The sequence below is a fragment of the Promicromonospora umidemergens genome (assembly GCF_024171995.1).
Classification (GTDB): Bacteria; Actinomycetota; Actinomycetes; order Actinomycetales; family Cellulomonadaceae; genus Promicromonospora; species Promicromonospora umidemergens.
Genome location: NZ_JAMTCT010000005.1, coordinates 305,708 through 331,309, shown reverse-complemented (window position 1 = coordinate 331,309; position 25,602 = coordinate 305,708). Strand labels below are relative to the sequence as shown.

Genomic DNA, 25,602 nt, shown 5'->3' with positions numbered 1-25,602 from the left:
GGGCGGGCGGACCGTGCGGTCCGCCCGTCCCGGCGCCCTGCGCGGCAATCGATGCTTCACCCGTCACCGCAATGAGCCCTGCAGGCCACCTACCACCCGGCTCCAGCCCGGCGCACGACCACGCCGGCCGATACCCCGGGTTCTCAATGACTGCCGTGACCACAGGGACTGACCGGGTCGATGCTGCGTGCATGAGCCTGCCGCCGCCGCCCTCGTCCGAGGCCCTCCCTCTCCCCGCCGCGAACCAGTCCGACCGTGGCGGCGGACCGGACGGCCCCGCTGGGCCAGACGTCAGTCATGAGGTCCAGCCGGCCCCGGTGCCAGCCCCCATACGCCATGCCACCACGATGGCGATCGCTCTGGGAACGTTCGTCCTGGGCGTCGTCGTCGGCATCGCCCTACCCGTCGCCAGCTCCGGCAGCGGAGGCGTCGAACCCTCAGGATCACCGTCGCCGACGGGGTCGTCGGCGCCCCTCGCCGATGCCTACGACCTGTGCAACGTCGCAGATACCGGCGGTGAGATCGCGGACGAGCAGACCACCCTGATCCTCGACACCCAGGGAGAGGACGACGCCACCGGCGTCGACTACACGGCTGTCGTGTGCGTCCTGGCCCATCTCGACACGCCGGAGCGCGTCACACAAACCATGGACTCGACCCGTGCCCTGGACGGACGAGTCACCGACTCGTGGGACTCCTTCACTGCCAGCTGGTCGTACCACCCGAACACGGGCCTCGACATCGTCATCTCGACCCCGTAGCGCTGTGCCAAACCCCGGAGAACACATCATGAGCCATGACATCACCCCGACCGCCTCCACCAGTCCGAGCCGCGGATCATTCGTCCGCCGCCGCGGCACCACGATCGGGCTCGGCATCCTGCTGGCCTGCGCCGTCGCGTACGGCGTCAATGGCAAGCAGGACAACGACACCCTGCACGCCGCGAACGACGCGCTCAGCGGCGACCTCGCAACCGTCACCGGGCAGAAGGACGACGCCGAGTCTCGCGTCACCACTCTGGAGCGTGAGGTGGAGACGTATGGCGACCGAGAGACCGAGCTCGAGGAGCGTGAGGACGCAGTGGCCGGCCTCGAAGCGGATGTCGCCGCCCGCGAGAAGGCAGTCACGAACGTCGAGAAGAAGATCGAGGCGTCGCAGGTCACCGACGGCACCTGGTCGGTCGGTTCCGACGTCCAGCCCGGCACCTACCGCACCACGGACGCCGTGGACTCGGACTGCTACTGGAAAATCACGGCAGGTGGCACCAACGGGTCGGACATCATCGAGAACGACATCCCCGGCGGCGGTTATCCCGTGGTGACGGTGCAGGACGGGCAGGTCTTCACGTCGGCGCGGTGCGGGACGTGGGTCAAGCAATAGAGGAAAGGGTGGCCGTGCACCTACGCGGCCACCCCTTGTCAGCGGCCGAGGCCTGCCAGGACCCGATCGACCGAATCAATGAGAACCGAGGGAACCCTTGAACTTCAACCTTGCCGCTGACACCTACAGCGCCGAGTTCGTCGTGCTCACGCCTGAGCTCGCCGAGCAATGGCTGACCAAGAACACCCACAACAGGAATTCTCGCCAGCGCGTCATCGACGGATACGCGATCGACATGGTCGCAGGCAAATGGAAGGACAACGGAGCCGCCATCGTCTTCGCGAAGGACGGCACCCTGCTGGACGGACAGCACCGCCTCTTTGCCATAGTCCAGGCTGAGGTGACAGTTCGGATGCTCGTTGTCCGCGGCGCGGAGAAAGACGCCCAGGACACGATCGATGGCGGCGCCAAGCGCAAGCTGTCAGACGTCCTGCACCTGCGCGGCGAGGCGCATTACACCGCTCTGGCGGCCGGCTTGCGGCGCATTACTGCTTACGAGCTGGTCGGTGACAACGCGGGCGGCTGGTCCTACACACCAACGACTCAGCAGTCGCTCGGCACGCTGGAAAAGTACTCCTGGCTACGCGAGTTCGCGCCCCGCACCGGGCCCCTGTCACGGCGCGGTATCCCGTCCTCGGTGGCCATCTACCTGTGGTTCCGGTTCTCGCAGATCGACAGTGACGACGCGGACTACTTCTTCAAGGTGATCGAGGACCGGGCACCGCTCGCCGACGGCGACCCGATCCACGTCCTGCTGCGGGCACTGGACAACTCCGTCAGCGTGCGCGGTGCACGCAATGCCCGGTGGATCGCCGCGGTATGCATCAAGGCATGGAACAAGTACCGTGCCGGCGAGTCGGTCAAGAACGTGTCCTGGCGACCGGGCGGCGCTGCCGCTGAAACCTTCCCCGAGCCGAAGTGATCTGCTCGACCAGCTCATCGGCTGGGCGGTGCTGGGCACGCACTGGCCGGCGCCTCCGACTGCGTCATGTGTTCAGTGCTGTCCGTGTCGACGCGGTGCCGCACCAGGACACCGAGGGCTCGAGCGTACCGGCGCACGGTAGACAGGTGCGGGTCGTTGCCCGCCCGCTCGAACAGGCTGACCACAGCCTGGCTTACACCCATTCGCTCCGCCACCGCTGATTGCGACAGGCCGAGCGCACGCCGTCGCATCACGAGCGTGTGCAGAAGACTCCGATCTTCCTGCGCGAGCACCTCGGCGAGGGCTGTCTCGGGAGATGCTAGAAGGGCATCCATCTCATCAGGGGTCATCGAGCCACCTCCATGTACAAGGTTAACCCTGTAGGGAGGAGCCGCAGACGTACGTCAGGTCGGCTCGCTCGGTACTTCGATGGCCTGCCGCAAAGTGCGGGATGTTCGTCCACGCCGGCCGCGTTCCACGACATGACGCGCAGACCCAGGCAGCTGGCGTCGGCGGGTGCGTGGAGGTTGACGGCTCCCACGCACCCGTGTCCTTTCACCAGGTGATGGTTAAGCGGCAGGAAGGACGGCTGACCTTCCATCCGTTCTCGTGCGGGGCCGTGGTTCCGGAGCGCTCTGCGGTGACAAATGGGTGCGCTGGCCGTGTCTTGTTCCAGACGTTCAGCAGCGCCATGACGTCGTCGATGACGGGCGCATGGCCGCGTGCGGCCAGGCCGATCTCGTCGGTGTCGTCATCGATGGCGCGGGTGGTCAGGTGGACGAGCGCAGTGCCGTCGGAGGCATAGAGGGTGGCGCCGGACCAGCGGCGGGCCGGGTCGGCGAACTGGAGACTGCGGGCTGTTTCGGACAGCGACACCTTGCCGAACCGGAGCCGCTTGCCCTCGCAATGGGTCGCGAGCCACAGGTCCAGGTGGGCCACGGGTTCGTCGTGACGCACGTGCAGGCCGGTCCAGGTGTGCTGCTCGGGCTGGTTCAGCAGCTCCGGCAGGCTCTCCTCGAGCGTGCCGTCGATGCTCTCGGCCTTGAGGATGACCTCGTCGGCCAGGCGGACGTGTCCGGCACCGGCTTCGATGCTTCCGCGCATGGGCACGAAGCCGCAGGTGGCGGCATCCGTGGCGACCATCGTGTCCTGGCTGGTGCGTTCGAAGGCGAGGGAGCGGGTCAGGCCGCTGCCGTGCAGGCTCAGGGGCACCACGAGCCGTCCGCCGATCTTGAGCTGGGCCCACCACGCCTCGGGGATGTCCCACGCGCCGGCCGTGACGATGATCCGGTCGAACGGCGCCCGGTCCGGTGCACCGACGGCGCCGTCCCCGCAGATCACCTCGACGCGTTGGTATCCGGCCTCGCTCAGGTGCGCGTGGGCGCCGTCGGCCAGGTCCTGGTCCAGCTCGATGGTCGTCACTTTCCCGCTGTCGCCGACGAGTTCAGACAGCAGGGCGGCGTTGATGCCGGTGGCGGCGCCGATCTCCAGGACGTTGTGCCCGGGCTCGACGTCGAGTTGTTCGAGCATGATCGCCACGATGCTTGGGCTGGACGCCGAGGACGTCGCGGTGCCGTCGGCGGCGCGCTTGGTGACGACCTGGCGGGCCACGTACGCCGCTTCGACGTCGACCTCGGCCAGGAAGACATGGCGGGGAACCTTGAGGAAAGCCTCGCGGACGGCCGGCGTGCGGAAGATGCCGAGGCTGTCGATCTTGGCCACGAGCGCTTCGCGCAGGCGTGCCGGGTCGGTGGCGGTGGTGGGCATGCGGGTCATCCTGCCTGCTGTCGGGTCTGGTGTCGTGTGGGTGTGGTGGAAGATGAACGTGCTGGCCGCGCGGGCCAGGAGGGCCTGGGTGCTGGCGGGGATGCCGAACCTGTTAAAGGTGAACATGGCGTGGTCGGCGAGGATGGCGCGCAGCCCGCGGCTGAGCTGTCCGGCTGCGGCCAGGTCGGCCAGTAGAAGGCCGGCCTCCTCGAACGCTTCGGTCCAGGCGTCGGCGTGCGCCAGGGGGCTGTCGGGGGCTTCGTCGGCGGCGGTGATGAGGGTCTGGACCGCGCTGACGGTGCCTGGTGTGGGTGCTGGGATGGTGTCGGTGACGCGGCGGTCGGCGACGGCCTGCCAGGTGTCCCCCTGTTCGAAGAGTTCCAGGCCAGCGGCGGTCATCACGCGGGTGACGAGCCGCACGGCCAGCTCCGCTCGGACCTCGTCGCCGCCATGGTGGCCCGCGAGGTGGTCGATGAGGTGTCGGCTGTCGGCAGCGAACAGGTGGTGGGCTACATCCATGCCGGCGGGGCCGCCGAAGCGGTAGGTCTCGGGCTCGTAGACGACCACGGCGTGGTCCTTGACGGCTGTGTGCGCGGTCAGGGTGCGGGTGAACTGGTCGAGAAGATGCTCTCCGGGAGCGTGGAGGCGGAGGCGCCAGTGGGGGTGCTTGCGGATGTACCACCACGCGTCGATCACGCCTTCTTCGCGGGCGGTAGTCAGGATGTCACGGGCGTGCCCGGTGGCCCACTGTTCGGCGGTGTCGGGCGCCTCGAAGGTGATGTTGAGCTGGTGCCAGGCGCGTGCGGTGGTCATGGCAGGGTTCCTCGTCTCGGTTCAGTCGATCAGGAGGCAGGTCGCCCAGTCGGGCTGCTCAGTGGTCGTCGCCTCGTGCAGCACCAGCCCGACGCCGGCGGTCCCGTTGATAAGTCCGGGCGTGCTGCGCGGGTCGAGGTGGGCCGCGTGCAGGACGAGCCTGCTTGTCAGGTGTCCGAACGTCGGGGCGAGGTCCGGGGTGATCGCGTCGGCGGCCGCGCGACGTACGGTCGCTACGATCCCGGCCCAGCCGTGGCACAGGCTGGCGTCGGTCACGAGGTCGAGCTGGGCCGGGTCGGTGATGCACCGGGCGAGCGTGGTCTCCGCGTCACGCTGACGGCCCTCGTCGCCGAGCGCGATGGCGGCGAGCTGCAGGGCGCGGGCGATACCGGGGGTGCCGTAGCACCAGGAGGGGCGGCGGGCAGCGGTTTGGACCAGGACGCCGGTGTCGTGTTCCGGCAGGGTGATCCGCTCCGGCCACCAGGTGCCAGCCGTGCCGGGCTGGCGCCAGGCTTCGATCCAGTCCCGGATCCGCACGATCGCCGCGGCCTGCCCGTCCACGCGGATTCCACGGCGCGCGCAGGTGGCCAGGAGCGCGAGGACACCGGTGATGCCGTGCGCCATCCCGAGGCCGGCATGCCCGTGCACGAACTGGGCGCGGTCGCCCCTGCGAAGCTGGTCGGTGACCCACCAGCCCGGCACGTCGCGCCCACCCGCATCGTCGACGGCGACCGGTTCGGTCAGCCGCACCAGGCAGCCCAGTACCCGCTCCAACAGGTCCTGGTTCTGCGGGGCAGTCAGCAGGTACGCGCCCATGCCGGCCAGGCCGCGGGTGATGTCGAACTCGAACTGCACGGGTCGCTGGCGCGCGTCCATGCGCCGGTGGGCGGACTCGACCTTGCGATCGGTTACGTCCGCGGCGGCGGCGTCCAGCGCCACAGCCGTCTCGTCCGCGCCGCAGATGAAGCGGATGGCGAACGCGACGGCGGATACCCCGAACCACAAGCCCGCGCCGGGTCCAGCGGTGAGCTCTTCCCTGACGGCCTGCCGGAGCCAGTCGTGCGCGATGTCTTCGGATCGGTCGTTGGCGCGGGCGAGGACGCCGTGGGCGAGCGTGACCCCGGCGGCGCCCTGAGACAGGGACTGGTCCTGCCAGCGAGGACTGGCCGGGCCGTGGTCGGAGCCGACGTCGACTCGGACCGGCAAGGCCAGGCCCTCGATGAGGCGGGCTGCCTGCTCGGCTGCCCCATTCGTGACGTCCGGGACAGTCATGTGACAACCTCCTGGGTCGCCGCGTGCTTCAGAGCGATGGCGCGAGCCAACTTGTGGGTGACCGCCTCGTCAGGGTCGATGCCCGCGACACGGACGTGGTGCATGTGCAGCAGCGACCCAATCACCGGCGCCGCACGGACACCGTCCGTGTGGAGTCGCTCGGTGTAGACGCCTGCCGCCGTCGCGCGGGCCCGCCACGCGGCGGCGAGCCGGTTCTCTGGGACGGTGTCGGCGAGCGCGAGGGCCTGAGCGCGCTCGTCCCGCCGGGGTGCCTGCGGAGTCCCAGACAGGCGGGGGTGGTCGATCAGCCATCGCATCCCTGCGTCGTGCCCGCCGGTCAGTGCGGCGGTGAGGTCTGCCAGGCTGGCCGCGAGCAGCGCCCGCCGGTGCGTATCGGGCCGAGTCTGCAACCGCTTCAGCAGGATGAGGGCGACCTGGGAGTCTGCGGCGAACAGTGCCTCGGCTGCGGTCAGCGTCTGGCCGGTCCCATAGCGCCCGGTCTCGGGGATGTACTCGTCCAGAGTGACCTTTCGCGCCAGACCCAGGTTGCGGAGTTGGTCGGACCAGGCCGCGATTCGACCGGCGGTCGCGGGTAGGCCGGTGTCGTGGACCCGCAACCGCAGCTCGCCGCGCGCCCGGGTGTACCACCACGAGCCCGCGGGCCACGGCTCGGTCAGGGCGGAGAGGTGGCCGATCAGGATCGCCTCGTGTGTCTCTGACGGAGCCGCGATGCGCGCGAATGTCACGCCCCGCCGCATAGAGGCGTGCGCCTCGGCAGGCGCAACCACCAGTGGCGTGGACCGGGTGTGCCCGCGGGTGGTCATAGCGAGGACGACTTCGTGGGCTCGGCCCTGGCACCAGCCGTAGTGGCTCGGCTCGGGTGCCTCGCGTAGCGTCACCCAGCCCTCAGCAGATGTCGCGCGGTCGTGCAGCAGGGTGCGGTCCATCGCCTCGTGTAGGTCAAGGCGCAGGATCTGGTCGCCGGTGCCGGCATCCACATGCCGAGGTAGGCCATACCGGTCGAGGGCTTCTTCCACTCGATCGGAGTCGGCCGGTAGGCGTAGCCGCCAGCGCGCCGGGGACAGGATCGCGCGCCCGCACGTGACACGCGGCAGGTGAGGCAGTGCCGTGGCGGCGCCCCAGTCGAACCCGGTGATCACGGGGCTGGCCGTGCGGGACACCTCGTAGACGAAGCGGGCGACCGGCGGCATGGTGTGCCGTGCACCGGCATGCGGGACGCGTACCTCAACGCGGGACTCGTGCCGTCGCGAGACCAGGTGGAGCCTGCCGGTGGAGTCCCCCATGACGGCCAGGTCGTCCAGCGTCATGACGTGCGGGTCAGGTGTTCGGTGCTCGCCGAGGGCGATCACATGGTCGTGCGCGAGTGGCACCCTCAGAGTGTTCTCGGTCCGCAGGTCCCGCGGCGGGAAGGACATCTGGGCAACCAGGGTCCCGCTGCCATCCTTGGGTGCCCGGGCGTCCTGCGGCTGGATGTCGAGCAAGTCCGCAAAACGGCCCGCAGCCGCCATCCGGCGCCCGAACCCGCTCACGCCGAGCCGGAACTCCCCCGACTGGAGCGCCCGCAGCGACGCCGCTCGCACGTCGAACCACAGATCAGCTCCCGCGCCGTCGAGCAACTCGGCACCTGGCTCTCCCCCGAGAGTGGCCAGCGTCGCGGTGTCGAGCTCGATCACGCGGCGGCGATCCAGCATGGCTTGCCCGGCCAGGGCCAGTAGCGCCTCGTCACGTCGCGTGACGGGCCCGGCGGTAGGGGTGGTGAAGTGGTCCGGGAGGCCGATCCCGGTGATCGGGTCGATCACACAGGTCACCGGTATCGGGGTGGCGGGCCCGTACCGGTCGAGGAACTGCGCCCGCCAGGTGCTCCATCCCGCGTCTCTGGGAGGTGCGACCCTGACGAGCGTCTCGGCCGCGGCGACGGCCTCGGCCGCGACCCGGTCGGGAAGTACCGCCCGGGCGCCGACCTGGAGGTCGATCGCGACCGGTGGGACTTCTATCGCGGGAGCGAGCTCCCGCATTGTCGTCGCTGCGGCTGTGGCGGCGCGTGCCGTGTCCTGGAGCGTGCTGGCCTGAGGATCTCGCAGCTGAGCTGCTAGGTCGGCGAGCTGCTGCCTGGTCGACGTCGAGCCAGCGCCCGTTCTGATGAGGTGGCCCACGATGTGGGCAAGCGGATCGGTGACGGTCCCGGGCGGGCGCAAGGCGGTGACCAGTGCGCCGACACCGACCAACTGCGCAACCAGCCGGACGACGGTCTCCCCCGTGCAGCCCGGCTGCTCATCGGCCACCTGGGTCGCGAGGTCGCCGACCGAGATGGGGATCGCCGCCAGGCGCAGGATGCGGTCGACCACATCCAGGCGCTGGATGTGGACGTCCGCGTCCTGCCCCTCGACGGGCGGTGCGGACAGGTGCGGCTGCCACGGCACGACGATGTCGCCGACGTGTCCCGTCAGGAGGTTGCTGGTCTGGACACTGATCCGGTGCAGGACGTCGGGATCCGACTCCAGGTGCTGGACGACGCCAGAGAGCCAGCGCGCGTCGGGTCGCAGCCGCGCCCGATGAACAGGACTCCAGTTCCAGGCCGCCGTAGCGGCGAAGGACGCCGTGGTGGTGCCGGCGAAGGCCCCGAAAGGAGTCGCGCGGCCGCGTGCCCGGACGATGTATCCGGCTAGCGACGTGGCGGCACGGCGGGCGACGCGCGACCCGCTTACCCGGCCGGTCAACAGGCCGCCGATGCGGTCAGCAAGTGACGGGCTTGCCAACGTGACCGCGGCGCTGATCCCGGGCTGTGACCACGCGGCCTCGATCCAGGCCCGCCAGGCGTCGTAGTCGGCATCGTCGCCGGGCCACTTCGCCAGATCGGCGGAGTCGATGAGATGGGTGCTGGCGCGCAGCACCGCGGTCTTCATGTCCGGTGCCCAGGAACCCATGTGCGGTTCATCCCTTCGGCGATGCGGCAGGTAATGGAGTGGGTGTAGTGCCCTGGGTGCGGCCCCGATCACGGGACCGCACCCAGGGCTGGGACGGTCCTGGGTCAGCAGTCGCCGTTCTTGAGCGTGTCGCAGCCGTCGTCGGTGTCGCCCAGCAGGGCGGCGTTCACTGCGCCGCGGGTCACGATCCGCACGTTCAGGTTCAGGTCGCCGTCGCGGGCCTGGGTGCTGGTTGTGCTCATCTGATCCTCCAGTTGTTCCGGGTTTCCAGTGGGTGTTGCATCCGGCCCGTGACTGATCCCCGGGCCGTCCCCGCCGCGGATGCGGCGAAGTCCGTTACCCGACGTGCGACACGAGCTGCGTCGCAGGCGGCGGGAGATGAGGGTCGACTGGGGAAGGTACGAGTGCGCGCAGTACGGGCACCAGGCCTTGCTCGTCGATGGTCCCGGTGACGTGATCGGCGGCCTCGATGACCACGTCACGGGCCTGCCCCATGGCCACGGCTCGGGCGGCCCAGGCGAACATAGGGAGGTCGTTCAGCCCGTCCCCAACCCCGATCGTGAACTCCCGCGCGATACCCAAGGTGTCGCGGACGTGTTCGAGTGCGGACGCCTTGGACACGTTGCCGAGGGTGACGTCGAGCCAGTCGCCGTCGGCGGGTGTCGCGGTCAGGCCGAGGCGGCGTAGGTCGCCGGCTAGGTCGAGGATCGCGGGAGCGCGCAAGATCATGCGCGGAGTGCGGTAGCGGACGATCTGGTCGACCATCGCGATGCGCTGGGCGCCGTTCACTTCGCCCGCCCCGAACAGGCGAGTCACGTGGTAGCCCCAGCCGACCTCTTCGACAGCGATCTGCACGCCGAGGAGGCTCTTGCGCACAAGGGCGATCGCGGGGCCGGCGGCGAACGTGAACGTCTTCGTGACCTCGTACCCGCCGGGGAGGACAGGGTCGAGGCGCACGGTGACGGCGCCGTTGGAGCAGACCATGAAACCCGTGGTCAGGCCGAGCGCTCGCGTGATCGGCATCGCACCCACGAGAGACCGCCCGGTGCACAGCACCACGTGGTGCCCTGCCGTGACGACGTCGCGCACCGCTCGGGCAGTGTCATGTGGCACCTCCACGCTGCCGGACGGCACGATCGTGCCGTCGATGTCCAACGCCACAAGGCGGGCCTCGGTGGTCGTGCTCATGCCATCTCCCTGCGCCGGAGCTTGCTGACGTCGTTCAGCCTGCTGGCCAGCGGCGCCGCCCGACCCAGGGGCTCGTGCATCCTTTGCATGCAGCAGATGCAATTTCCTGTCACCGACGGACCAGAACCAGGGTGTTTCACGCACGGATACGGACCCGCGCCGCTACCGTTGGCACGGGCGCAGACCACGCCGGGAGGGGGCCACGGTGGCACGGGTGGCACGCAGCGCGAAGGCAGAACGCGAACGACTCCGCGAGACGTGGATCAAGGCCGGCAAGTCGATGACCGAGGTCGCCGGGCTCATGGGACAGCACTTCGGAGTACGTCCCCGGACGGCCTGGCGGTACGCGGCAGGGTGGGACCAGTGGAAGCTGGTCCAGCAGTACCGGACGGCCAACCCGGACGCGCGGATCGACGAGAGCCGCATCTCACGCTGGGAGTCCTGGCCGTTCGGCGGCTCACGCCCGAGCCTGGAGGCCCTCGCCGGGCTCGCCCTCACTCTCGGACACGGCTGCACCCTTGCCGACCTGGTCGACGACACCGACCGGCAGCACCTGTCCGCCGCAGAGAAAGCGGTGATCACCGCCACCAGCGCGCCAGGCAGCAAGGGCATGATTGTCTCCGACAGCCGGTCGACGACGACCAGCCCGGCACAGGAGGGAGAGAACGAGGTGCACCGCCGGGAGATGCTGCGCCTGCTCAGTGTCGTCAGCGCCGCTGTCCTCCTACCTGCTGGACCCCAGTCCGTTGCGGCTGCTGCACCGATCGGTGAGTTCTCCCGGTTCAACACCCACCTGTGGCAGGTGTACGCGCTCACGCCCGCCAAGGCCGACGTGCTGCCCCTGGTCCGCCGCCAGCTCGCAGTGCTGTCCAACGGACTGAACCGTTCCCCCGGTCCAGCCGACCGGCAGCAGTTGTGCGCCCTGGCCGGGGACCTGTTCCAGCTCGCCGGCGAGATCTACTTCGACGCGGACGCCTACACCGACGCCGCGCACTGCTACCACCTCGCAGCCCAGGCCAGCCGCGAAGCAGGCGCCCACGACCAGTGGGCCTGCGCCCTGACCCGGCACGCCTACCTGTCGGTCTACGAGAAGAAGTTCACCGACGCCCTGCCCGTCCTGGAGCTGGCGGCCGCTGTCGCCGCCCGCGGAGACAGCGAGCTGTCCACGCGCCACTGGGTCTCCGCCGTCCAGGGCGAGGTCTACGCCGGGCTCAGTGACCTGAACGCCTGCCGCCACGCCCTCGACCACGCCCAAGAAGTCGCCGGGCTCACCAGCACGATCCACAACGGCGGCTGGCTGCGTTTCGACGGTTCCCGGCTCCCTGAAGAACGCGGCACCTGCTACGTGACCCTCGGTCGTCCGGACCTGGCAGAGACGGCGCTGACCGAAGCGCTCCAGCACGCCACCTCCACCCGGCGGCGCAACAGCGTTCTGGCCGACCTCGCCATCGTCGGTGCACAACGCCGCGACCTCGACCAGGTCCTCGTCCACGCCGACGCTGCCCTGGCCCACGCCCAAGGCAGCAGCTCGGCGATGATCACCCGAAAGCTCCTGACCCTGCGCCCCCACCTCGCCCCGCTCATGTCGGATCCCCGGGCCCGCGAGCTCGCCGACCGACTCACCGCCCTGACCGCAGCATGACCACGAAGGGAACCCTCTTGGACAACGAGAACGGCCGCATCTTCCGCGAAGCCTGGATCGCCGGCGTCACCAACCACTACCCCGGCGAACCCAAGCCCGGCTACATCGCCCCCTGGAACGACACCCCCGACTGGGAACGATCCGCTGCAGCAGCCGTCCACGAGCAGATCCGCGCCTTCATCGACACCACCGACGGCGCCACCGGACGCCTCACCCGCGAGCAGAAGAGCCGCTTCGTCGCTCTGTGCTGGATCGGCCAGATCTACAAGCACTTCCCCGACCCCAAGCCCTCCTACGTCGCCGACTGGAACGACCTGCCCGCCTGGCAACGGGAAACCGACGCAGACATCTTCGAGACGATCGAACGAATCTCGTAGGGCTGCTAGGCAACATGGCCGGTCGGTTCCCGGTAGGCGGCGGCGGACTCTTGCCCGCCGCCGGGTGGTCACCAGAGGGCGCCGCTTGCCACCGGTTCGGGTTCGATGGCTCCGCTATCAACGGCACGCTCGACGGCAGCCTCCGCGTCTCGGACAGCGAGTCGACCAGACATGAGAGCGGGTAGGAGGGCATCGCGGGTCGCTGCGAGGCGGCGGTTCTCGACCATTTTTAGAGAAACCGCACTACGCACCGCTGCCGCGAGTTCGTTGAAGACTTCTCGGGCTGCCGAATCAACAACCGGCAACTTCGCATTGAGGAATTTGTCGGCCCGCACCGCGGGGTAGGCACTCCCCTCAGCAACAGCCTCAAGGTAAGCGGTAAACTCTGGCCGCCGCATGGCCTCGTACACCCATGGCCACTCAGCCGATCGGATAACCGCCAGACCAGTCGAGGCCACCAATGAGGGGTTCCCATCAAGGATGAGCGCGTGGGATCGCCGATTCGGCCGGACCGTCGACCAAACAATGTCTCCCGAACGAACCCCGCGACGTGCTCGACCAGGTGCGTCGGCCCAGGACATCTCTTTTGGGAAGTCGAAGAAGCCGACACCGACCGACGCAATGTCGATGTAGCGCAGCATGCCGTTTGACGGTGATCGCTTTTCTGGATTGACTTCGGCAATGTCCCGCAGGGTTGCTTCGCCTCCCCCATCCCGCAGGGCGTGCTCGAAGAGAACGCTCAGGTAGTTGTCTGCAGTGGTCGCGAGCTTGGTGTTGACCGCGATCTTGTCATCAATGGCACCTAGGACATCTGCAATGGCGCACTGCCGGTCGAGAGACTTGTGAACCGAGAATCGAAGTCTGCCGAAATCACCCTTTTTGAAGTGCGGGATCATAGTTCCCACATGCATATTCACGATAGACGCTTGAACATCAGCACAGAGCAGCCGGTAGTACAAGTATCGCCCGATAGCCGTTTCGCGATTTGCACGTAGCGCAACCATATCCTGGGCGATGCAGAAGGGCACTGGATCTGGCACGAGTGCCACTCTGCCCGCGTTACCCTTGCACACGAGTAGTACATCATCAGGTTCCGGGTGTGCTCGGAACCACGAATCATACGTCTCCTGACTCACGAATCGCACGTTCTCAAGAACGGGCTCTCGCTGTCCGAGCTTGAGACAGTTCGTTGCAATCAGAGGGATCCCGCTAGGAACCGTTGGGCAGGAACGTCCGCGATTATCGACGATCGCCTCGACTGCATCCATCAGCGAATATTCAACGAATTGGTTCACTCGACCCTCCCCAGCTGCTCTCGCACCACGGCCTCCAGCCGCGCCGACTCGTGAAACGCCTCGTACAGCTCCTTCTTCAGCCGCGCGATCTTCTCGTCCAGCGGCTCGCCGTCCTCCTCGACGTCGGCGGCACCGACGTACCGGCCAGGCGTCAGCGCGTACCCGGTCTCCTTGATCTCCGCCAGCGTCGCCGACCGGCTGAATCCGGCCACGTCCTCGTAGACGAGTCCCTTCTCGGCAGCCGAAGGCTTCCCCCGCCACGCGTGGTACGTGTCCGCGATCTTGGTGATGTCGTCGTCGGAGAGCGCCCGCTCGACACGATCCGCCATATGTCCCAGGTTGCGCGCGTCGATGAACAGCACCTCGCCCGCACGCGCACCCTTGTCCCGCGCGAAGAACCACACGCACACCGGAATCCCGGTAGACCGAAAGAGCTGGGTCGGCAGCGCGACCATGCACGAGACCAAGTCCGCCTCGACGATCTGCGCCCGGATCTGCCCCTCTCCCCCGGAGTTGGACGACATCGACCCGTTCGCCATCACCACGCCCGCGGTACCCGTCGGGCCCAGCTTGGACAGGATGTGCTGGATCCACGCGTAGTTCGCGTTGCCCGTCGGCGGCACGCCGTAGGCCCAGCGCGCGTCGTCCTCCGACCGTGCCCAGTCCTTGATGTTGAAGGGCGGGTTGGCCATGACGAAGTCCATCTTCGTGTCCGGGTGCAGGTCCCGGACGAAGGTGTCCTCCCACTTGGCGCCCAGCTGGCCGGTCAGCCCGTGGACGGCCAGGTTCATCTTGGCCATGCGCCAGGTGCGCTCGTTGAGCTCCTGACCGAACACGTAGATGTCCTGCGGGTTGGCACCGTGGCGCTCGAGGAACTTCTCGGCCTGGACGAACATGCCGCCCGAACCGCACGCCGGGTCGTACACGTTGCCCTGGTATGGCTCGAGCACCTCGACGAGCACCCGCACCACACCGGGCGGCGTGTAGAACTCCCCGCCCCGCTTGCCCTCGGCTGCGGCGAAATTGCCCAGGAAGTACTCGTACACCTCACCGAGCACGTCACGTGCCCGGCGTGCACCGTCGCCCCGGAAGCGCGCGGAGTTGAGCAGGTCGACAAGTTCGCCCAGGCGGCGCTGGTCCACCGACTCGCGGTTGAACAACGTGGGTAGCGTGCCCTTGAGAGACGGGTTGGAGCCCATGATGTGCTCCATGGCCGCGTCGATCAGCTCGCCGACCGTCGCGGGGTCCACCGCCTCACCGTCGGCTCCCGCGGGCCGGCCCTTGGCGAATCGTGCGAGATACGCCCAGCGCGCGTGCCGCGGCACCCAGAACACGCCGGCCGCTCGGTACTCGTTCGGGTCGTCGAGCAGCTCAGCAATCGTGGCCTCGTCCAGACCCTCGGCCTGGAGCTCCGCGCGCACGTTCTCACGCCGCTCGTCGAACGCGTCGGACACGTACTTGAGGAACACCAGCCCCAGCACCACGTCCTTGTACTGGCTCGCGTCCATCGAGCCCCGGAGCTTGTCCGCGGCCTTCCAGAGCGTGTCCTTGAGTTCCTTCATCGTCGACGCCGCAGGCGCCGACACCATCATCCTCGGAGGCACAGTGCCTTCCTCTCTCATCGACCGCGCACATCCTCGCGCGGCACACTGACATTCTCCGTGCTCAGCCCGACCACCCCGGACGCGACGCCGTCGAGAAGACCTCCCCGGAGGTCGGTGAGCGTCTGCAGGCGGTCTCGGAGCGCGCGTTCCTCCTCACGCAGCACCGTGAGGGTCGTGGCCAGGGCGGCGCCCTGGTCCAGCGGTACAAGCCGAACGGTCCACGCCTCGGGATCCCGGGCATCGGAGCTGGCCGCGTTGATATCCGCGGCGAGCACCTCCGGCACGACCCTGCCTCGCGCCCGCCCCGGGACCCGGAAGATCCGCGCCGGCGTCTCGACCACGCAGAACCCCTCCACGTCCACGACGGCCGCCGGCCGCGGGCTCGTGACGTAGACGATGTCGCCGGGCTCGGTCAGCCGTCCGCTGCTGTACCGGGCCAGGAAGCCGAGCCGGTCGATCCGGCGACCGCCCCACGGGGCAGCTCCGACAACCTCCGCGGCGCCGATCACGGGCACCGTGCCCTCGGCGGCGCCCTGCACGACGTCGACGGCGTGCAGGCGGTGACCAGACCTGCGATGGACGAATCCGTGCCCGACCAGTCCCTCTATCGTGTAGCGCCCGCCCGGCTCCCCACCAGACAGTCCGCGGACCACGGGGAGCTCGCTGGGCCGGACGGGATCCGTCAGGTGCGCCATCAGCTCGTGCAGGTGCTGCTCGGCTCCAGCGGGGTCACGGAAGACCAGGTCCCGGGTCGCCTTCGCAGCCCCGAGCAGGCTCTGCCGGCGCGCGACGACGGCACCCGAGTCCAGGAACTTGGCGAACCGGAAGTGGTGCGCATCGGCGTCACGCTCGGTCCCCTGGGCGGCGATGAGGTCGGTCAGCAGATCGTGGACCACGCCACCATCGAACTCGTCGCCGTCGGGTGCGTGCTCGCTGAGGTCGGCCACGACCAGGTGCTTCTTACCGAACGATGCGCCTGGCAGCACGGTACCCAGCACCCAGACCGCCATCTTCTGCCGCGGCCGGGACACCACGAGACCAGCCGGCAGCAGCACCACCGACCGCAGCCTCCCGGATCTCATCAGGTCGTCGCGGATCTTCTCCGCCCCAGGGTCACGGAGCTCGTCGACGAGGGCAGACGCCGGCCCGACGACGATCGCCGCTCTGCCGATCGGTAGCCCCAGCACGGCGTGGTCCACCCGGCTCAGCACGTCCGCCGGGTCGAGGTCAGGTTCGTCGAGTGCCGGCACCTGCGTCACGAGGTGCGCGTCGACGTCGCCGGAGGAAGTCTCGACCGGCCACGAGTTCGCCGCGAGCCTACGGCGGGCGAGCCGCAGCGCGTCGCCGTCCCCGGCGGGCACGTGGGCCAGCACGGGCTCGACCCGTTCCAGGCGTCCGAGCACCGCGGTCAGCAGATCGCCGCAGCCGGGCCTCGGGTCGGTGACGACCAGCTCCTCGTCGTCCGGCGCCAGAGCGGCGAGCACGTCCGCGACCAGGTTCAGGACCGGTGCCCGCAGCACCGTCCCGGTCAGGCGCGGGTCACCGGTGCGGTGCCGAGCCCCTAGCAGACGCTCGATCGCACTCGCCGGGTTGTAGGCAGCCGAGGCCACCGCCCCCGCGTGCCGAGCCGCACCAGGCAGGTATGACCCGAGGCCGACGGTCTCGCGGTAGGCGAACCGGTCGTGCGGGTCCACCTCGTCCGCGAGGTCCACCAGCTCGTCCGGGTCGATGGAGGCGAGCGGCGCTGACGTGTAGGGCGCCAGCGCCAGCAGCGCGGTCAGCGCGTCGAACGCCCGGGCGGGGTCGCCGTCGTCGGTCAGAGCGGCCACGACCGCGGCATCCGCGCGAAAATCCGGGTTGTTGCCCTGGCCGCGCCGCTCGACCCAGGCCGCCACCTCGACGGCGTGGAAGCGGGGCTGCTTCGCCTCCGCATCGACCGGCGCGGGAAACGGGAGTGCGCCGTTCGCATACCGCTTGCGCCACATGGACACCACCGCCCGCTTCACTCGCGCAAGCTCCGCGATGTCGGGCATCGTGAGCGTGAGACCGCTCAGCGCCGGGTCGGACTGCCCCTGGCCGGACTCACCCAGGTCAGGCGTCACGACGCCCACACCTGGCGGGTGACGACCGCCATCTGCTTGAGCACGAGCACCACGGCGTCCTGGCGCAGGTCGGCCGGGTACCGGTGCTTGGCAAGGAGGCGGTTCACGGAGGTGAACAGCTTGGCCTTGACGTCGTCGCGCACCGTCCAGTCGGTCCGGGTGTCGCGATTGACGATCCGCGTGAGCTCCTCCGCGACCTCGCGCAGTGCGCTGTCGTCCAGCACGTCGCCGACGCTCCCGGCCGAACGCAGCACGTCGTAGAACGCCACGGCCCGCACGGAGAGGTCGAGCTCCGCCGCACGACCCTCCTCCTTGGCGAGATCCTGCGCCAGCTCGAAGAGCGCCACGATCACCTCCGCCGAGGTGAGGTTGGTGTTCGTGTAGCGCAGCATCACCTTCTGCAGCCGCTCGGAGAACAGCTCGCGCCGCACGATGTTGCCGTCGGTCAGGCGCACGGTCTCCTGTGCCACCAGGTCACGCAGCGCCTCCACGGCGAGCTGCTGGTTCTCCGACTTCTGCGCCCGCTCCAGGTAGGACCGGTCCAGCTGGTCCAGGCGCGGCGTCGCCAGGCCGGCCTCCTCATAGATGTCGACCACCGAGTCGGACTCGACCGAGGTCGCGACGAGCTGGCCGAGCAGGCGCAGCACCTCCTCGGGGATCGGCTGCCCGGTGGCCTGACGCTCGCGCGCGTCCTGCTTGCCGTTGCAGATCCGCAGCTCCTCGTAGAACCGCACGTCCTCGGCCACGTCCCGCAGCGCTGCGGCCCGGCCCGCGAGCGCCCATGCCCGGTTCAGCATGGCGGCCCTGCGCCGGAACTGGTCCAGGCGGGACTCGAACGCCGGGTAGTCACCGTCGGGTACGGCACCCGTGGGTGGGCGGTTCCCCGGCGTGTCCGGGCTACGCAGCCAGCCGAGGGTCCGCAGCAAGGTATCCGTCCAGGCGAGGTGCGGGTTCTTCTGCCGGCCGGCCCGGAGTCGCGCCCGCCAGCCCGACGGGTCGACCAGCTCGGCGATCTGCGCGATCAGCTCGCGGGCGAGCTTCTCGGCGTCCTCGACGGTCCGCCCGACGGGCTTCTCCCGGCGGTCGTCGTCGGTGTACTCCGCCAGGGCCTCGCGCAGGTTGTCGGCCACCGGGGCGTACCCGACGAGCAGGCCGGCGTCCTTGCCACGGAACGTGCGGTTCACGCGGGCGAGGGTCTGCATGAGCAGGGCACCGCGCATCGGGCGGTCGAGGTAGAGCGTGTGCAGGGACGGCGAGTCGTAGCCGGTGAGCATCATGTCCTTGACGATGACGATCTCCAGCGGGTCGGTGGGGTCCTTGAGCCGCTGGCGGATCGTCGCGTTCTCATGGTCCCGCCGCACGTGGTCGCTGACCGGCGGCTGGTCCCGCGCGTCCCCCGAGTAGACGACCTTGATGCGGCCCGCCGCCAGGTCCGGCGAGTGCCAGTCAGGGCGCAGCGCGACGATCCGGTCGTAGAGCCGCGCGCAGATCTCCCGGGTGGAGCACACCACGAGCGCCTTGCCGGGCGCCCCCGTCGCGAGCACGACCGGTGACCCGCCCGCCGGTGCGGCCGCTAGGCCCGTGTCCCGGACGAGCTCGACCATCGCGTCGCGGCGTGCCTCCCAGTGGGTCACCAGGTCCTGGGCCAGCTCCTCCAGGCGCGCCGGGGCGCCGTAGATGGCGTTGATCGCGGCCACCGACTTCTGCAACCGGTCGCGCTCGGCGTCGTCCAGGCCTGCGGTGGCCTCGTCCGCCGTGGCGTCGATGGCCTCGGGATCGATCGCGCCGTCCAGGCCGACCCGGATCATGCGCTGCTCGAAGTAGACGGGCACGGTGGCGCCGTCGCGCACGGCGCGGGTCAGGTCGTACACGTCGATGACGTCGCCGAAGACGGCCTTCGTGTCGCGGTCACGTTCGGAGATCGGGGTGCCGGTGAACGCGATGAGGGTGGCGTTCGGCAGGGCGTTCTTCAGGTGCCAGGCGTACCCGTCGAGGTCGTCGTAGTGGCTGCGGTGCGCCTCGTCGACGATCAGCACGATGTTGCGTCGTGCCGACAGGACGGGGTGCGCGTGCCCGGCCCGCTTCTCGTCCGCGGTGAGGCTGAACTTCTGCAGGGTCGTGAAGTAGATGCCGCCCGACGCGCGGTCGCCGAGCTCCTGGCGCAGCTCGGCACGTCGCAGCACGCGGCGCGGGACCTCGGGGAGCAGCGCGGAGGACTCGAACGTCTGGTGCAGCTGGCCGTCGAGCTCGGACCGGTCGGTGACCACGACGATCGTCGGGTTCAGCAGCTCCGGGTGCCGCGCCACCTGGTTGGCGTACAGCTCCATCTCCATCGACTTGCCCGAGCCCTGGGTGTGCCAGACGACGCCGGCCCGGCCGTCGTCGCCGACCGCCTGCACGGTGGCGCCGACCGCCTTGGTGACCGCGAAGTACTGGTGGGGCTTGGCGATGCGCTTGACCAGGCCGTCGTCCCCGGTCGAGAAGGCGACGAAACCGTGCAGCAGCTGCCCGAACCGCTGCTGGTTGAACAGGCCTTCCAGCGCCACCTCCAGCGCGGACAGCGGCTGGTCGTCGTCCACAACGCCCAGCCCGCCCGAGACCTGGCGCACCTGCGCGCCGAACGCGACCTCCGCGCCGTCGTCGTCCACGTTCCAGGGCGAGAAGTGGTTCAGGGGCGTGAAGGGCGTGCCGTAGCGAGCGTCCACGCCGTCGGACACGAGCGTGAGCACGCAGAACCGGAACGCTATGGGCAGTGCGCGCACGTACCCGGCGACCTGGGCGTGCGCCGTCGCGACGGTTGCGTGCTCGTCGCCGGCGTTCTTCAGCTCGATCACGACCACCGGCATGCCGTTCACGTACAGCACCACGTCGAACCGGCGCTCCACGTCCCCGACCCGTACCGTCACCTGGTTCACCGCGAGGTACTCGTTCGCGGACACGTCGTCGGAGATCAGCCGGACCGACGGCGTGCGCTCGCGCCCGTCCTCGATGTACGTCAGCGGGTACCCGTTGGTCAGGATGTCGTGGATCCGCTGGTTCTCGGTGATCGCGTCCTGCGACGTCGGGCGGAGGATCTCCAGCAGCGCCTGGTCGAGGAACCGCGCGGGCACGCCGGGGTTCAGCCGGCCCATCGCGGCGCGCAGCCGCGACGGGATCGCCACCTCGTCCCACGACTCACGCTGCGGCAGTGCGGCGCCCGACGCCGCAAACAGCGGGTGGCCCTTCGTGGACGTGGCGCCCGGCGCGATCTCCGTACCGTGCAGACGCTCCCACATGAGGGAGGTGCCGAGGTACTCCAGCGCGCGGTGCTCCCACTCGGACTCCGTGCCGTGCATGGTGCCTCCCCTACGAAGGTGCTGGTCAGTGAGCCTAGTTGCGTACCGTGCGGTGTGACTCGTCCAGGATGCGGCCGAAGCCACGCGGGCAGGAGCGCGACCTCGTGAACCCGGGTTATCAGCCCTCTTGGTCGGCTGGGTCGGGCGTCGGGCGGGCGTCCAGTCCCAGACCGTTCAGCAGCTCGTCGCCGCTCATCCTGGTATCTGGTCCAGGTGCTCAAATCCGATATCGTCGCTGCTGACGCAATGTCACCCGGGTGAATCGCACACCAGCGGCCGGTCCGCCGCACCAGCCTCGGCCGGTTCGACGGACCGCCAGCTCTCAGGCCGCGCCGTCATGGGCGTCAGCCCAGCGCCACCTCGACGCCGCCGGAGAAGGCCGAGTCGTGCAGCTCCAGCTGGCTCAGCTTGACGTCGGCAGGTACGTCGAAGACCACGACTCCCATCACCGAGTTCCCAGGGTTGATCTCGTTGAGGAAGGAGTTGGAGTCATCGAGGTAGATCGCCGCCTCGGTGTCTGCCGCGAACTCCCGGTTCTTCGCGTCGTAGCCCGTGACGTTGTTGCCATCGAAGTACTGCGACTCGTCGCCGATGTTCTCCACCGTGAGGTGCACGAGCACGAACTGCCCCTGCGCTTCCTGGCTGAGGAACTCGTCACCGATCTCCTTCACCCCGGGCTCGACCTTGGTGACAGTGAACTCGAACTTGCCGTCGCGGACGGCGTCGCCGACGCCGGGCAGCTCGGGTTCCGCTACGGGTTCCTCTGCCGCTGCCGTGGGCTCGGTGGCTTCGCCGCCCTCCGTCTTGCCGTCCTCGGATTCCTGCGGCTGCACGATGGGAGCCTGCGCGCTGCCCGTCCCTGAGTCGTCGCCGCTCGTGAGCGCGCTGACGATCCCTATCCCTGTGAGCAGGCCAATCGTGGACAGCACGATCCCGGCGATCGCCTTGCCTCTCCCGACCTGCGGCCTGGAGCGGCGGGACCGGCCGACGCCCACTATGCCCAGGACCAGGCCGATGATCGCGGGGAGGAACAGCAGGCTCGTGACGATCGAGACGATGCCGAGCACGAGGCTCGCCGTCGCCGCTCCGTTCGTCGGCTGCACGGTTGCGGTCGGGTACGCCGGCGCGGGGTAGGCCGACGGTGCGGTCGACGCGAGGTCGGCGGGCCACTGGCCGGGGGCCCTGGTGACGGGTTCTGGCCCCTGAGGCTCGGATGCGGGTGGGATGGACATGGTGGCGCTCCTCTTCGGTGTGGTGCGAATTCGGTGTGGTGCGAACTCGCTCATCGAATCGACATGCGCGACAGATGACGAGGTGTCGGCTGATAACCCCGGTTCTCCCGCTCGTCCGCGCCAAGCGCTTCACCCGCCGGTTCCATGAGCCCCAGGAGCCGACACCGGTCGGCCACGGCAGAGGAAGGCACCACCATGAGCGAACTGACCGAACTCGTCGCCCGCCGCCTCGATGCGGACGGCAACCTGCACGAACCCGTGCGTTCGAGCGTCCGGGAGGCGCTGGACGCCGTCGACGACCCGATGGGCGAACCATCGAGCGGCGCCGGCCTGTCGGCGGGCGGCGATGCGGGCACAGACACGACGGGCGGGGTCTACCTCGACCGGATCACGGTCCGGTCCTTCCGCGGCATCGGCAGGGAGACCCACCTCAAGATTCCCGTCGGGCCCGGCTTGACGGTGGTCTCGGGACGCAACGGCTCGGGGAAGTCCTCGTTCGCCGAAGCGCTGGAGGTGGCGCTCACCGGCACCACCTACCGCTGGCGGAACCGCAGTGCCCAATGGCAGGGCCCGTGGCGCAACCTGCACTGCGCCGCCCCACCCCGGGTCGAGGTCCAGCTCCAGGTCGACGGCGGTGACAGGGCGCGACTCGTCAACGAGTGGGCCGACGACGACTTCGAGTCACGGCGCCAGACCCTGACCGGCGACATCGGCATCGGAAGCCCTCTCTGGGAGTCCGCGCTGGGGACCTTCCGCCCGCTGCTGACCTACGAGGAGCTCGGCCAGGTCCTTGCCGCCCGGCCGAGCGAGCTCTACGACGCCCTGTCCACCGTCCTGGGCCTCGGTCAGCTCGCAGAGGCGATCAAGCGCCTCGACGCCGAGCGCAAGGCTCTCGAGGAGCCGGCCCGCGCGTTGAAGCAGGCTCGCAGCGACCTGCTCACCGTCCTGCGCACCCACGACGACGGCGCCGACCAGCGCATCGCCCAGGCTGTCGCCCTGCTGAAGCGCACCGCCCCTGACACTGCCGCCCTCCGCACCTTGGCGACCGGCACGGAGGCCACGCCCGAGGCAGGCATCACCATCCTTCGCACACTCGCGACCCTGAACGGTCTCGACGCTGCCGCAGCTGAAGCGGCCGCGACCGAGCTGCGCGCCGCCGTGGCATCGTGCGCACGGATCGCTGACGGGGCCTCGGTCGCCCTGCAGCGCCGCCTCACGGTGATCCGCGCCGCGCTCACGGCGCACCAGCACGACGGCGACATGGCCTGCCCGGTGTGCGGGACCGGAAGCCTCGACGCAGGCCGTGCCTCGGTCCTACGCGCCGAGGCCGACACCGCCGACGCTGCCCTCGGCAGACTGGCCGCGGCGACGGCGCGGCTCGAGCGGGCCCGCAATGCGGCCGGTGCCGTGATCCGGCGTGTGCCGGTCGCGCTGTCCTCGCCATCGGACCCAGCCATCGAGAGCAAGCGAGTCGTCGCGCTCCGCGCCTGGGATGAGTGGGCCGACTCCCCCCGCGACGACCTGGCGCTGGCCGACCACATCACAGCTCACCTGCCACGGCTCGCTACCGCCGTCGCTCACCTGCGCGCAGCAGCTGCATCGGCCCTGACCGCACGCGACGACTCATGGGCTCCCCTGGCCAGCAGGCTCGGGAGCCTCGCCGACCTGGCCGACGACGTCGCCGCTGCCAAGCCCGACGCCGACAACGCCAAGGCCGCCCTCAGCTGGCTCAAGGCGAATGACCAGACGCTGAAGAACGAGCGGCTCGCCCCGATCAGCGAGCATGCTGCGCGCATCTGGGAACGACTGCGACAGGAGAGCAACGTCGAGATCGCCGGGCTGTCCCTGTCCGGCACCGCGACTCGCCGGCGTGTGATGATCGAGGCCACCGTCGACGGCGAGGACGCCTCCGGGATCGCCGTGCTCAGCCAGGGCGAGCTGCACGCTCTGTCCTTGGCTCTCTTCCTGCCGCGGGCGACCATGGACGTCAGCCCCTTCCGCTTCGTCGTGCTGGACGACCCGGTCCAGGCGATGGACCCCGCGAAGGTAGACGGGCTGGTCGAGGTGCTGGCCGAGATCGCAGAGACCCGCCAGGTCGTCGTCTTCTCCCATGACGACCGGTTGGCCGCGGCCGTGCGCCGGTCATCGATCCGGGCAACCGTCCTGGAGGTGACGCGCGGTACGTCGTCTGCCGTGGAGGTGGTCAACACCTATACGCCGTCCAGGCGGTTCCTCCAGGACGCAAAGGCTCTCTGCAGGGACCAGGGCCTTCCCGATGCGACACTTCGCAAGGTCCTGCCGGGGTTGCTGCGCATGGCGGTCGAGGCGGCTGCTCGGGACAGATACTTTGCCGCCGCGCTCGCCGGCGGGGTCCCGCACACTGTCGTCGAACGAGCCTGGGAGCAGACACACCGCACCCGGGAGCGCGTCGGGCTCGCCATCGGCGGTGACGCGACGGCCTGGTCCCAGGAGCCGGGACACAGCTACCGCAGAGCGGCGCTCGGCGTGGCGGGATCCGGCGTGCACGACGGCTTGCAAGGCCCTCCGGCAAGCGCACTGGAGGCCGTCCGCAAGACGATCGAGGACCTCGTCGGAGCCACTCGATGAGCCCGGATCCTTGGGTGGCGGAGCTCGCTCAGGCCCAGCGCCTGATGGAGGGCTCTGGGCCCGTAGGCCATCAGTCGCTGCGCATGGTGTGCTGGTTGCTGCGGTCCGTGCTGGAGCAGACGTACCGCGAACTCGTAGGTGCACAGGGTGCGGACCTCGGCAGCGCCTCCAACAGGGCAGCCCTCATCTGTCTGCGCGCGCTGTACGACGAGACCGCGCCGAACCTCGCCGACGACGCGGAGTCCGCATGGACCCGACTTTCCCGTGCCGTGCACCACCACGCCTACGAGCTGTCCCCCACCCTGAGCGAGGTTCGGGACCTGGCAGGCACGGTGGTCGGAGTCGTGCAGTTCACGGCGCAGCGGGGCCGGGACTCATAAGGACCGGGAACTCGTGCACGGGTCAGAAGGTGTTTCCGACCTGGGCTTCGTCCATTCTGGAGCCGAGCCGCCGTCGGGCCGGTCCTACGGCCTCAGCACACCCCGCACCGCATCGGCCACGGTATGGAAGACCGGGTCGGGCGCTGCCTCGGCCGTGTGGCGAACGGCGCCGCTCCACGCCGTCGGCAGGTCCTCTCCGAGCGAGGTCCTGCGCTTCAGCTCATCGGAGAAGGCGCGTATCGCGCGCCCCGTCGCGGTGTCGTCGTGTCCCGCTGCCTTACCCGCCGCCTCGACGGCCCGCACGACGAGATCCTGGTCGGCCTGGTGGTTGCTCTCGCACGTCTCGCTGAAGGCCTTCAGGCCGGCTTCCCACGAGGTGCTCTCGCTCTCGACGGCGTACGGGTACCACGCTCGGGCAGCGGCGCGCAGAGCTCCGCCCGCCCCTGCCCCGATCTCGTCGGCGACGCGAGCCGCGACGGCGGCAGCACCGGCACCGTCGCGAAGCGAGACGGACGTCGCGTCGTCCGGTGCATCGGCGCGCTCTCCCGCGGCCGCGATCGCTTCGTACGCGGCGCGCACGCAGCCCCCTTCGAGCTGCCGCGGACCGGGCACTTCGGCAGCCCGTGCGACGTCGGCTCCCAGGCCTCCCGGCACCGGAGCTGCCGAACGTGGTCATCACACCACGGCGAAACCCGCCGCGCCGCAGCGCGAGGTAGATCCACTCCGGCACGCCACCGTCCA

At 69.5% G+C, this 25,602-nt stretch carries 19 protein-coding genes; 7 read left to right on the top strand and 12 right to left on the bottom strand.

The annotated features are described in order from the left end of the window. Window positions 1-347 precede the first annotated feature (347 nt). The 3 genes from APR04_RS11675 (at window position 348) to APR04_RS11665 (ending at window position 2,302) form a co-directional block, all read left to right on the top strand. Window positions 348-761, top strand: coding sequence for a hypothetical protein (locus APR04_RS11675; protein WP_253870418.1), 414 nt, complete (start codon window positions 348-350; stop codon window positions 759-761). Window positions 762-789: 28 nt separating this feature from the next. Further along, the gene (locus tag APR04_RS11670) at window positions 790-1,380 is read left to right on the top strand and encodes an Rv1352/Rv1906c domain-containing protein (RefSeq protein ID WP_253870413.1); all 591 of its coding nucleotides are present in this window, start codon (window positions 790-792) and stop codon (window positions 1,378-1,380) included. Window positions 1,381-1,477: 97 nt separating this feature from the next. Next, window positions 1,478-2,302 carry a hypothetical protein gene (locus tag APR04_RS11665; RefSeq protein ID WP_253870411.1) on the top strand — a complete coding sequence of 275 codons (825 nt, stop codon included), beginning with the start codon at window positions 1,478-1,480 and terminating at the stop codon, window positions 2,300-2,302. Between the two features lie 14 nt (window positions 2,303-2,316). On the opposite strand, the gene APR04_RS11660 is transcribed toward APR04_RS11665, so the two are convergent. The 6 genes from APR04_RS11660 to APR04_RS11635 form a co-directional block, all read right to left on the bottom strand. Then, window positions 2,317-2,652, bottom strand: a complete 336-nt coding sequence (locus APR04_RS11660; protein ID WP_253870408.1) for a helix-turn-helix domain-containing protein — start codon at window positions 2,650-2,652, stop codon at window positions 2,317-2,319. Between the two features lie 205 nt (window positions 2,653-2,857). Next, on the bottom strand, window positions 2,858-4,882 hold the full coding sequence (gene fxlM / locus APR04_RS11655; protein ID WP_253870405.1) for a methyltransferase, FxLD system: 2,025 nt from the start codon (window positions 4,880-4,882) through the stop codon (window positions 2,858-2,860). A gap of 21 nt (window positions 4,883-4,903) precedes the next feature. Further along, a complete protein-coding gene (locus APR04_RS11650) occupies window positions 4,904-6,154 on the bottom strand; it encodes a lanthionine synthetase C family protein (RefSeq protein ID WP_253870402.1) in 1,251 nt (416 codons plus the stop codon). Then, entirely contained in the window at window positions 6,151-9,099 is a 2,949-nt protein-coding gene (locus tag APR04_RS11645) for a lantibiotic dehydratase (protein ID WP_253870400.1), read from the bottom strand. Before APR04_RS11645 ends, APR04_RS11650 begins: the two co-directional genes overlap by 4 nt. Before the next feature lie 104 nt (window positions 9,100-9,203). Then, a complete protein-coding gene (locus APR04_RS11640; RefSeq protein WP_253870398.1) occupies window positions 9,204-9,341 on the bottom strand; it encodes a hypothetical protein in 138 nt (45 codons plus the stop codon). A gap of 94 nt (window positions 9,342-9,435) precedes the next feature. After that, complete coding sequence (locus APR04_RS11635; RefSeq protein ID WP_253870396.1) at window positions 9,436-10,287, bottom strand: HAD family hydrolase; 852 nt, start codon at window positions 10,285-10,287, stop codon at window positions 9,436-9,438. 214 nt (window positions 10,288-10,501) lie between these two features. On the opposite strand from APR04_RS11635, the gene APR04_RS11630 reads away from it, so the two are divergent. Both APR04_RS11630 and APR04_RS11625 read left to right on the top strand, forming a co-directional pair. Next, a complete protein-coding gene (locus APR04_RS11630; protein WP_253870394.1) occupies window positions 10,502-11,929 on the top strand; it encodes an NsdA family TPR-like regulatory protein in 1,428 nt (475 codons plus the stop codon). Next, window positions 11,926-12,306, top strand: coding sequence for a hypothetical protein (locus APR04_RS11625; RefSeq protein WP_253870393.1), 381 nt, complete (start codon window positions 11,926-11,928; stop codon window positions 12,304-12,306). Before APR04_RS11630 ends, APR04_RS11625 begins: the two co-directional genes overlap by 4 nt. Window positions 12,307-12,374: 68 nt before the next feature. Here the strand turns inward: APR04_RS11625 and APR04_RS11620 are convergent, their stop codons facing one another. From APR04_RS11620 to APR04_RS11600, 5 genes are all read right to left on the bottom strand, one after another. After that, window positions 12,375-13,346: a restriction endonuclease subunit S gene (locus APR04_RS11620; protein ID WP_253870392.1), complete on the bottom strand. Its 972-nt coding sequence runs from the start codon at window positions 13,344-13,346 to the stop codon at window positions 12,375-12,377. A gap of 251 nt (window positions 13,347-13,597) precedes the next feature. Continuing rightward, window positions 13,598-15,163 carry a class I SAM-dependent DNA methyltransferase gene (locus APR04_RS11615; protein WP_253870391.1) on the bottom strand — a complete coding sequence of 522 codons (1,566 nt, stop codon included), beginning with the start codon at window positions 15,161-15,163 and terminating at the stop codon, window positions 13,598-13,600. A gap of 56 nt (window positions 15,164-15,219) precedes the next feature. After that, the gene (locus APR04_RS11610) at window positions 15,220-17,307 is read right to left on the bottom strand and encodes a helix-turn-helix transcriptional regulator (protein WP_253870389.1); all 2,088 of its coding nucleotides are present in this window, start codon (window positions 17,305-17,307) and stop codon (window positions 15,220-15,222) included. Further along, window positions 17,304-20,642, bottom strand: coding sequence for a type I restriction endonuclease subunit R (locus APR04_RS11605; RefSeq protein ID WP_253870387.1), 3,339 nt, complete (start codon window positions 20,640-20,642; stop codon window positions 17,304-17,306). Before APR04_RS11605 ends, APR04_RS11610 begins: the two co-directional genes overlap by 4 nt. Before the next feature lie 344 nt (window positions 20,643-20,986). Beyond that, complete coding sequence (locus tag APR04_RS11600) at window positions 20,987-21,874, bottom strand: DUF4352 domain-containing protein (RefSeq protein ID WP_253870385.1); 888 nt, start codon at window positions 21,872-21,874, stop codon at window positions 20,987-20,989. A 195-nt stretch (window positions 21,875-22,069) separates the two neighbouring features. On the opposite strand from APR04_RS11600, the gene APR04_RS11595 reads away from it, so the two are divergent. Both APR04_RS11595 and APR04_RS11590 read left to right on the top strand, forming a co-directional pair. After that, window positions 22,070-24,481: an AAA family ATPase gene (locus APR04_RS11595; protein WP_253870383.1), complete on the top strand. Its 2,412-nt coding sequence runs from the start codon at window positions 22,070-22,072 to the stop codon at window positions 24,479-24,481. After that, a complete protein-coding gene (locus APR04_RS11590; protein WP_253870382.1) occupies window positions 24,478-24,861 on the top strand; it encodes a hypothetical protein in 384 nt (127 codons plus the stop codon). The genes APR04_RS11595 and APR04_RS11590 overlap by 4 nt, the downstream gene beginning before the upstream one ends. An 84-nt stretch (window positions 24,862-24,945) precedes the next feature. On the opposite strand, the gene APR04_RS11585 is transcribed toward APR04_RS11590, so the two are convergent. Then, the gene (locus APR04_RS11585; protein ID WP_253870381.1) at window positions 24,946-25,440 is read right to left on the bottom strand and encodes a hypothetical protein; all 495 of its coding nucleotides are present in this window, start codon (window positions 25,438-25,440) and stop codon (window positions 24,946-24,948) included. Window positions 25,441-25,602: the final 162 nt, after the last annotated feature.

What these genes read in the sequence shown, in the direction of transcription:
- APR04_RS11605 (WP_253870387.1), bottom strand. Translation starts at nt 20,642, where the DNA reads ATGCACGGCACGGAGTCCGAGTGGGAGCACCGCGCGCTGGAGTACCTC.
- APR04_RS11615 (WP_253870391.1), bottom strand. Translation starts at nt 15,163, where the DNA reads ATGAAGGAACTCAAGGACACGCTCTGGAAGGCCGCGGACAAGCTCCGG.
- fxlM (WP_253870405.1), bottom strand. Translation starts at nt 4,882, where the DNA reads ATGACCACCGCACGCGCCTGGCACCAGCTCAACATCACCTTCGAGGCG.
- APR04_RS11640 (WP_253870398.1), bottom strand. Translation starts at nt 9,341, where the DNA reads ATGAGCACAACCAGCACCCAGGCCCGCGACGGCGACCTGAACCTGAAC.
- APR04_RS11625 (WP_253870393.1), top strand. Translation starts at nt 11,926, where the DNA reads ATGACCACGAAGGGAACCCTCTTGGACAACGAGAACGGCCGCATCTTC.
- APR04_RS11590 (WP_253870382.1), top strand. Translation starts at nt 24,478, where the DNA reads ATGAGCCCGGATCCTTGGGTGGCGGAGCTCGCTCAGGCCCAGCGCCTG.
- APR04_RS11635 (WP_253870396.1), bottom strand. Translation starts at nt 10,287, where the DNA reads ATGAGCACGACCACCGAGGCCCGCCTTGTGGCGTTGGACATCGACGGC.
- APR04_RS11595 (WP_253870383.1), top strand. Translation starts at nt 22,070, where the DNA reads ATGAGCGAACTGACCGAACTCGTCGCCCGCCGCCTCGATGCGGACGGC.
- APR04_RS11600 (WP_253870385.1), bottom strand. Translation starts at nt 21,874, where the DNA reads ATGTCCATCCCACCCGCATCCGAGCCTCAGGGGCCAGAACCCGTCACC.
- APR04_RS11650 (WP_253870402.1), bottom strand. Translation starts at nt 6,154, where the DNA reads ATGACTGTCCCGGACGTCACGAATGGGGCAGCCGAGCAGGCAGCCCGC.
- APR04_RS11660 (WP_253870408.1), bottom strand. Translation starts at nt 2,652, where the DNA reads ATGACCCCTGATGAGATGGATGCCCTTCTAGCATCTCCCGAGACAGCC.
- APR04_RS11670 (WP_253870413.1), top strand. Translation starts at nt 790, where the DNA reads ATGAGCCATGACATCACCCCGACCGCCTCCACCAGTCCGAGCCGCGGA.
- APR04_RS11645 (WP_253870400.1), bottom strand. Translation starts at nt 9,099, where the DNA reads ATGGGTTCCTGGGCACCGGACATGAAGACCGCGGTGCTGCGCGCCAGC.
- APR04_RS11675 (WP_253870418.1), top strand. Translation starts at nt 348, where the DNA reads ATGGCGATCGCTCTGGGAACGTTCGTCCTGGGCGTCGTCGTCGGCATC.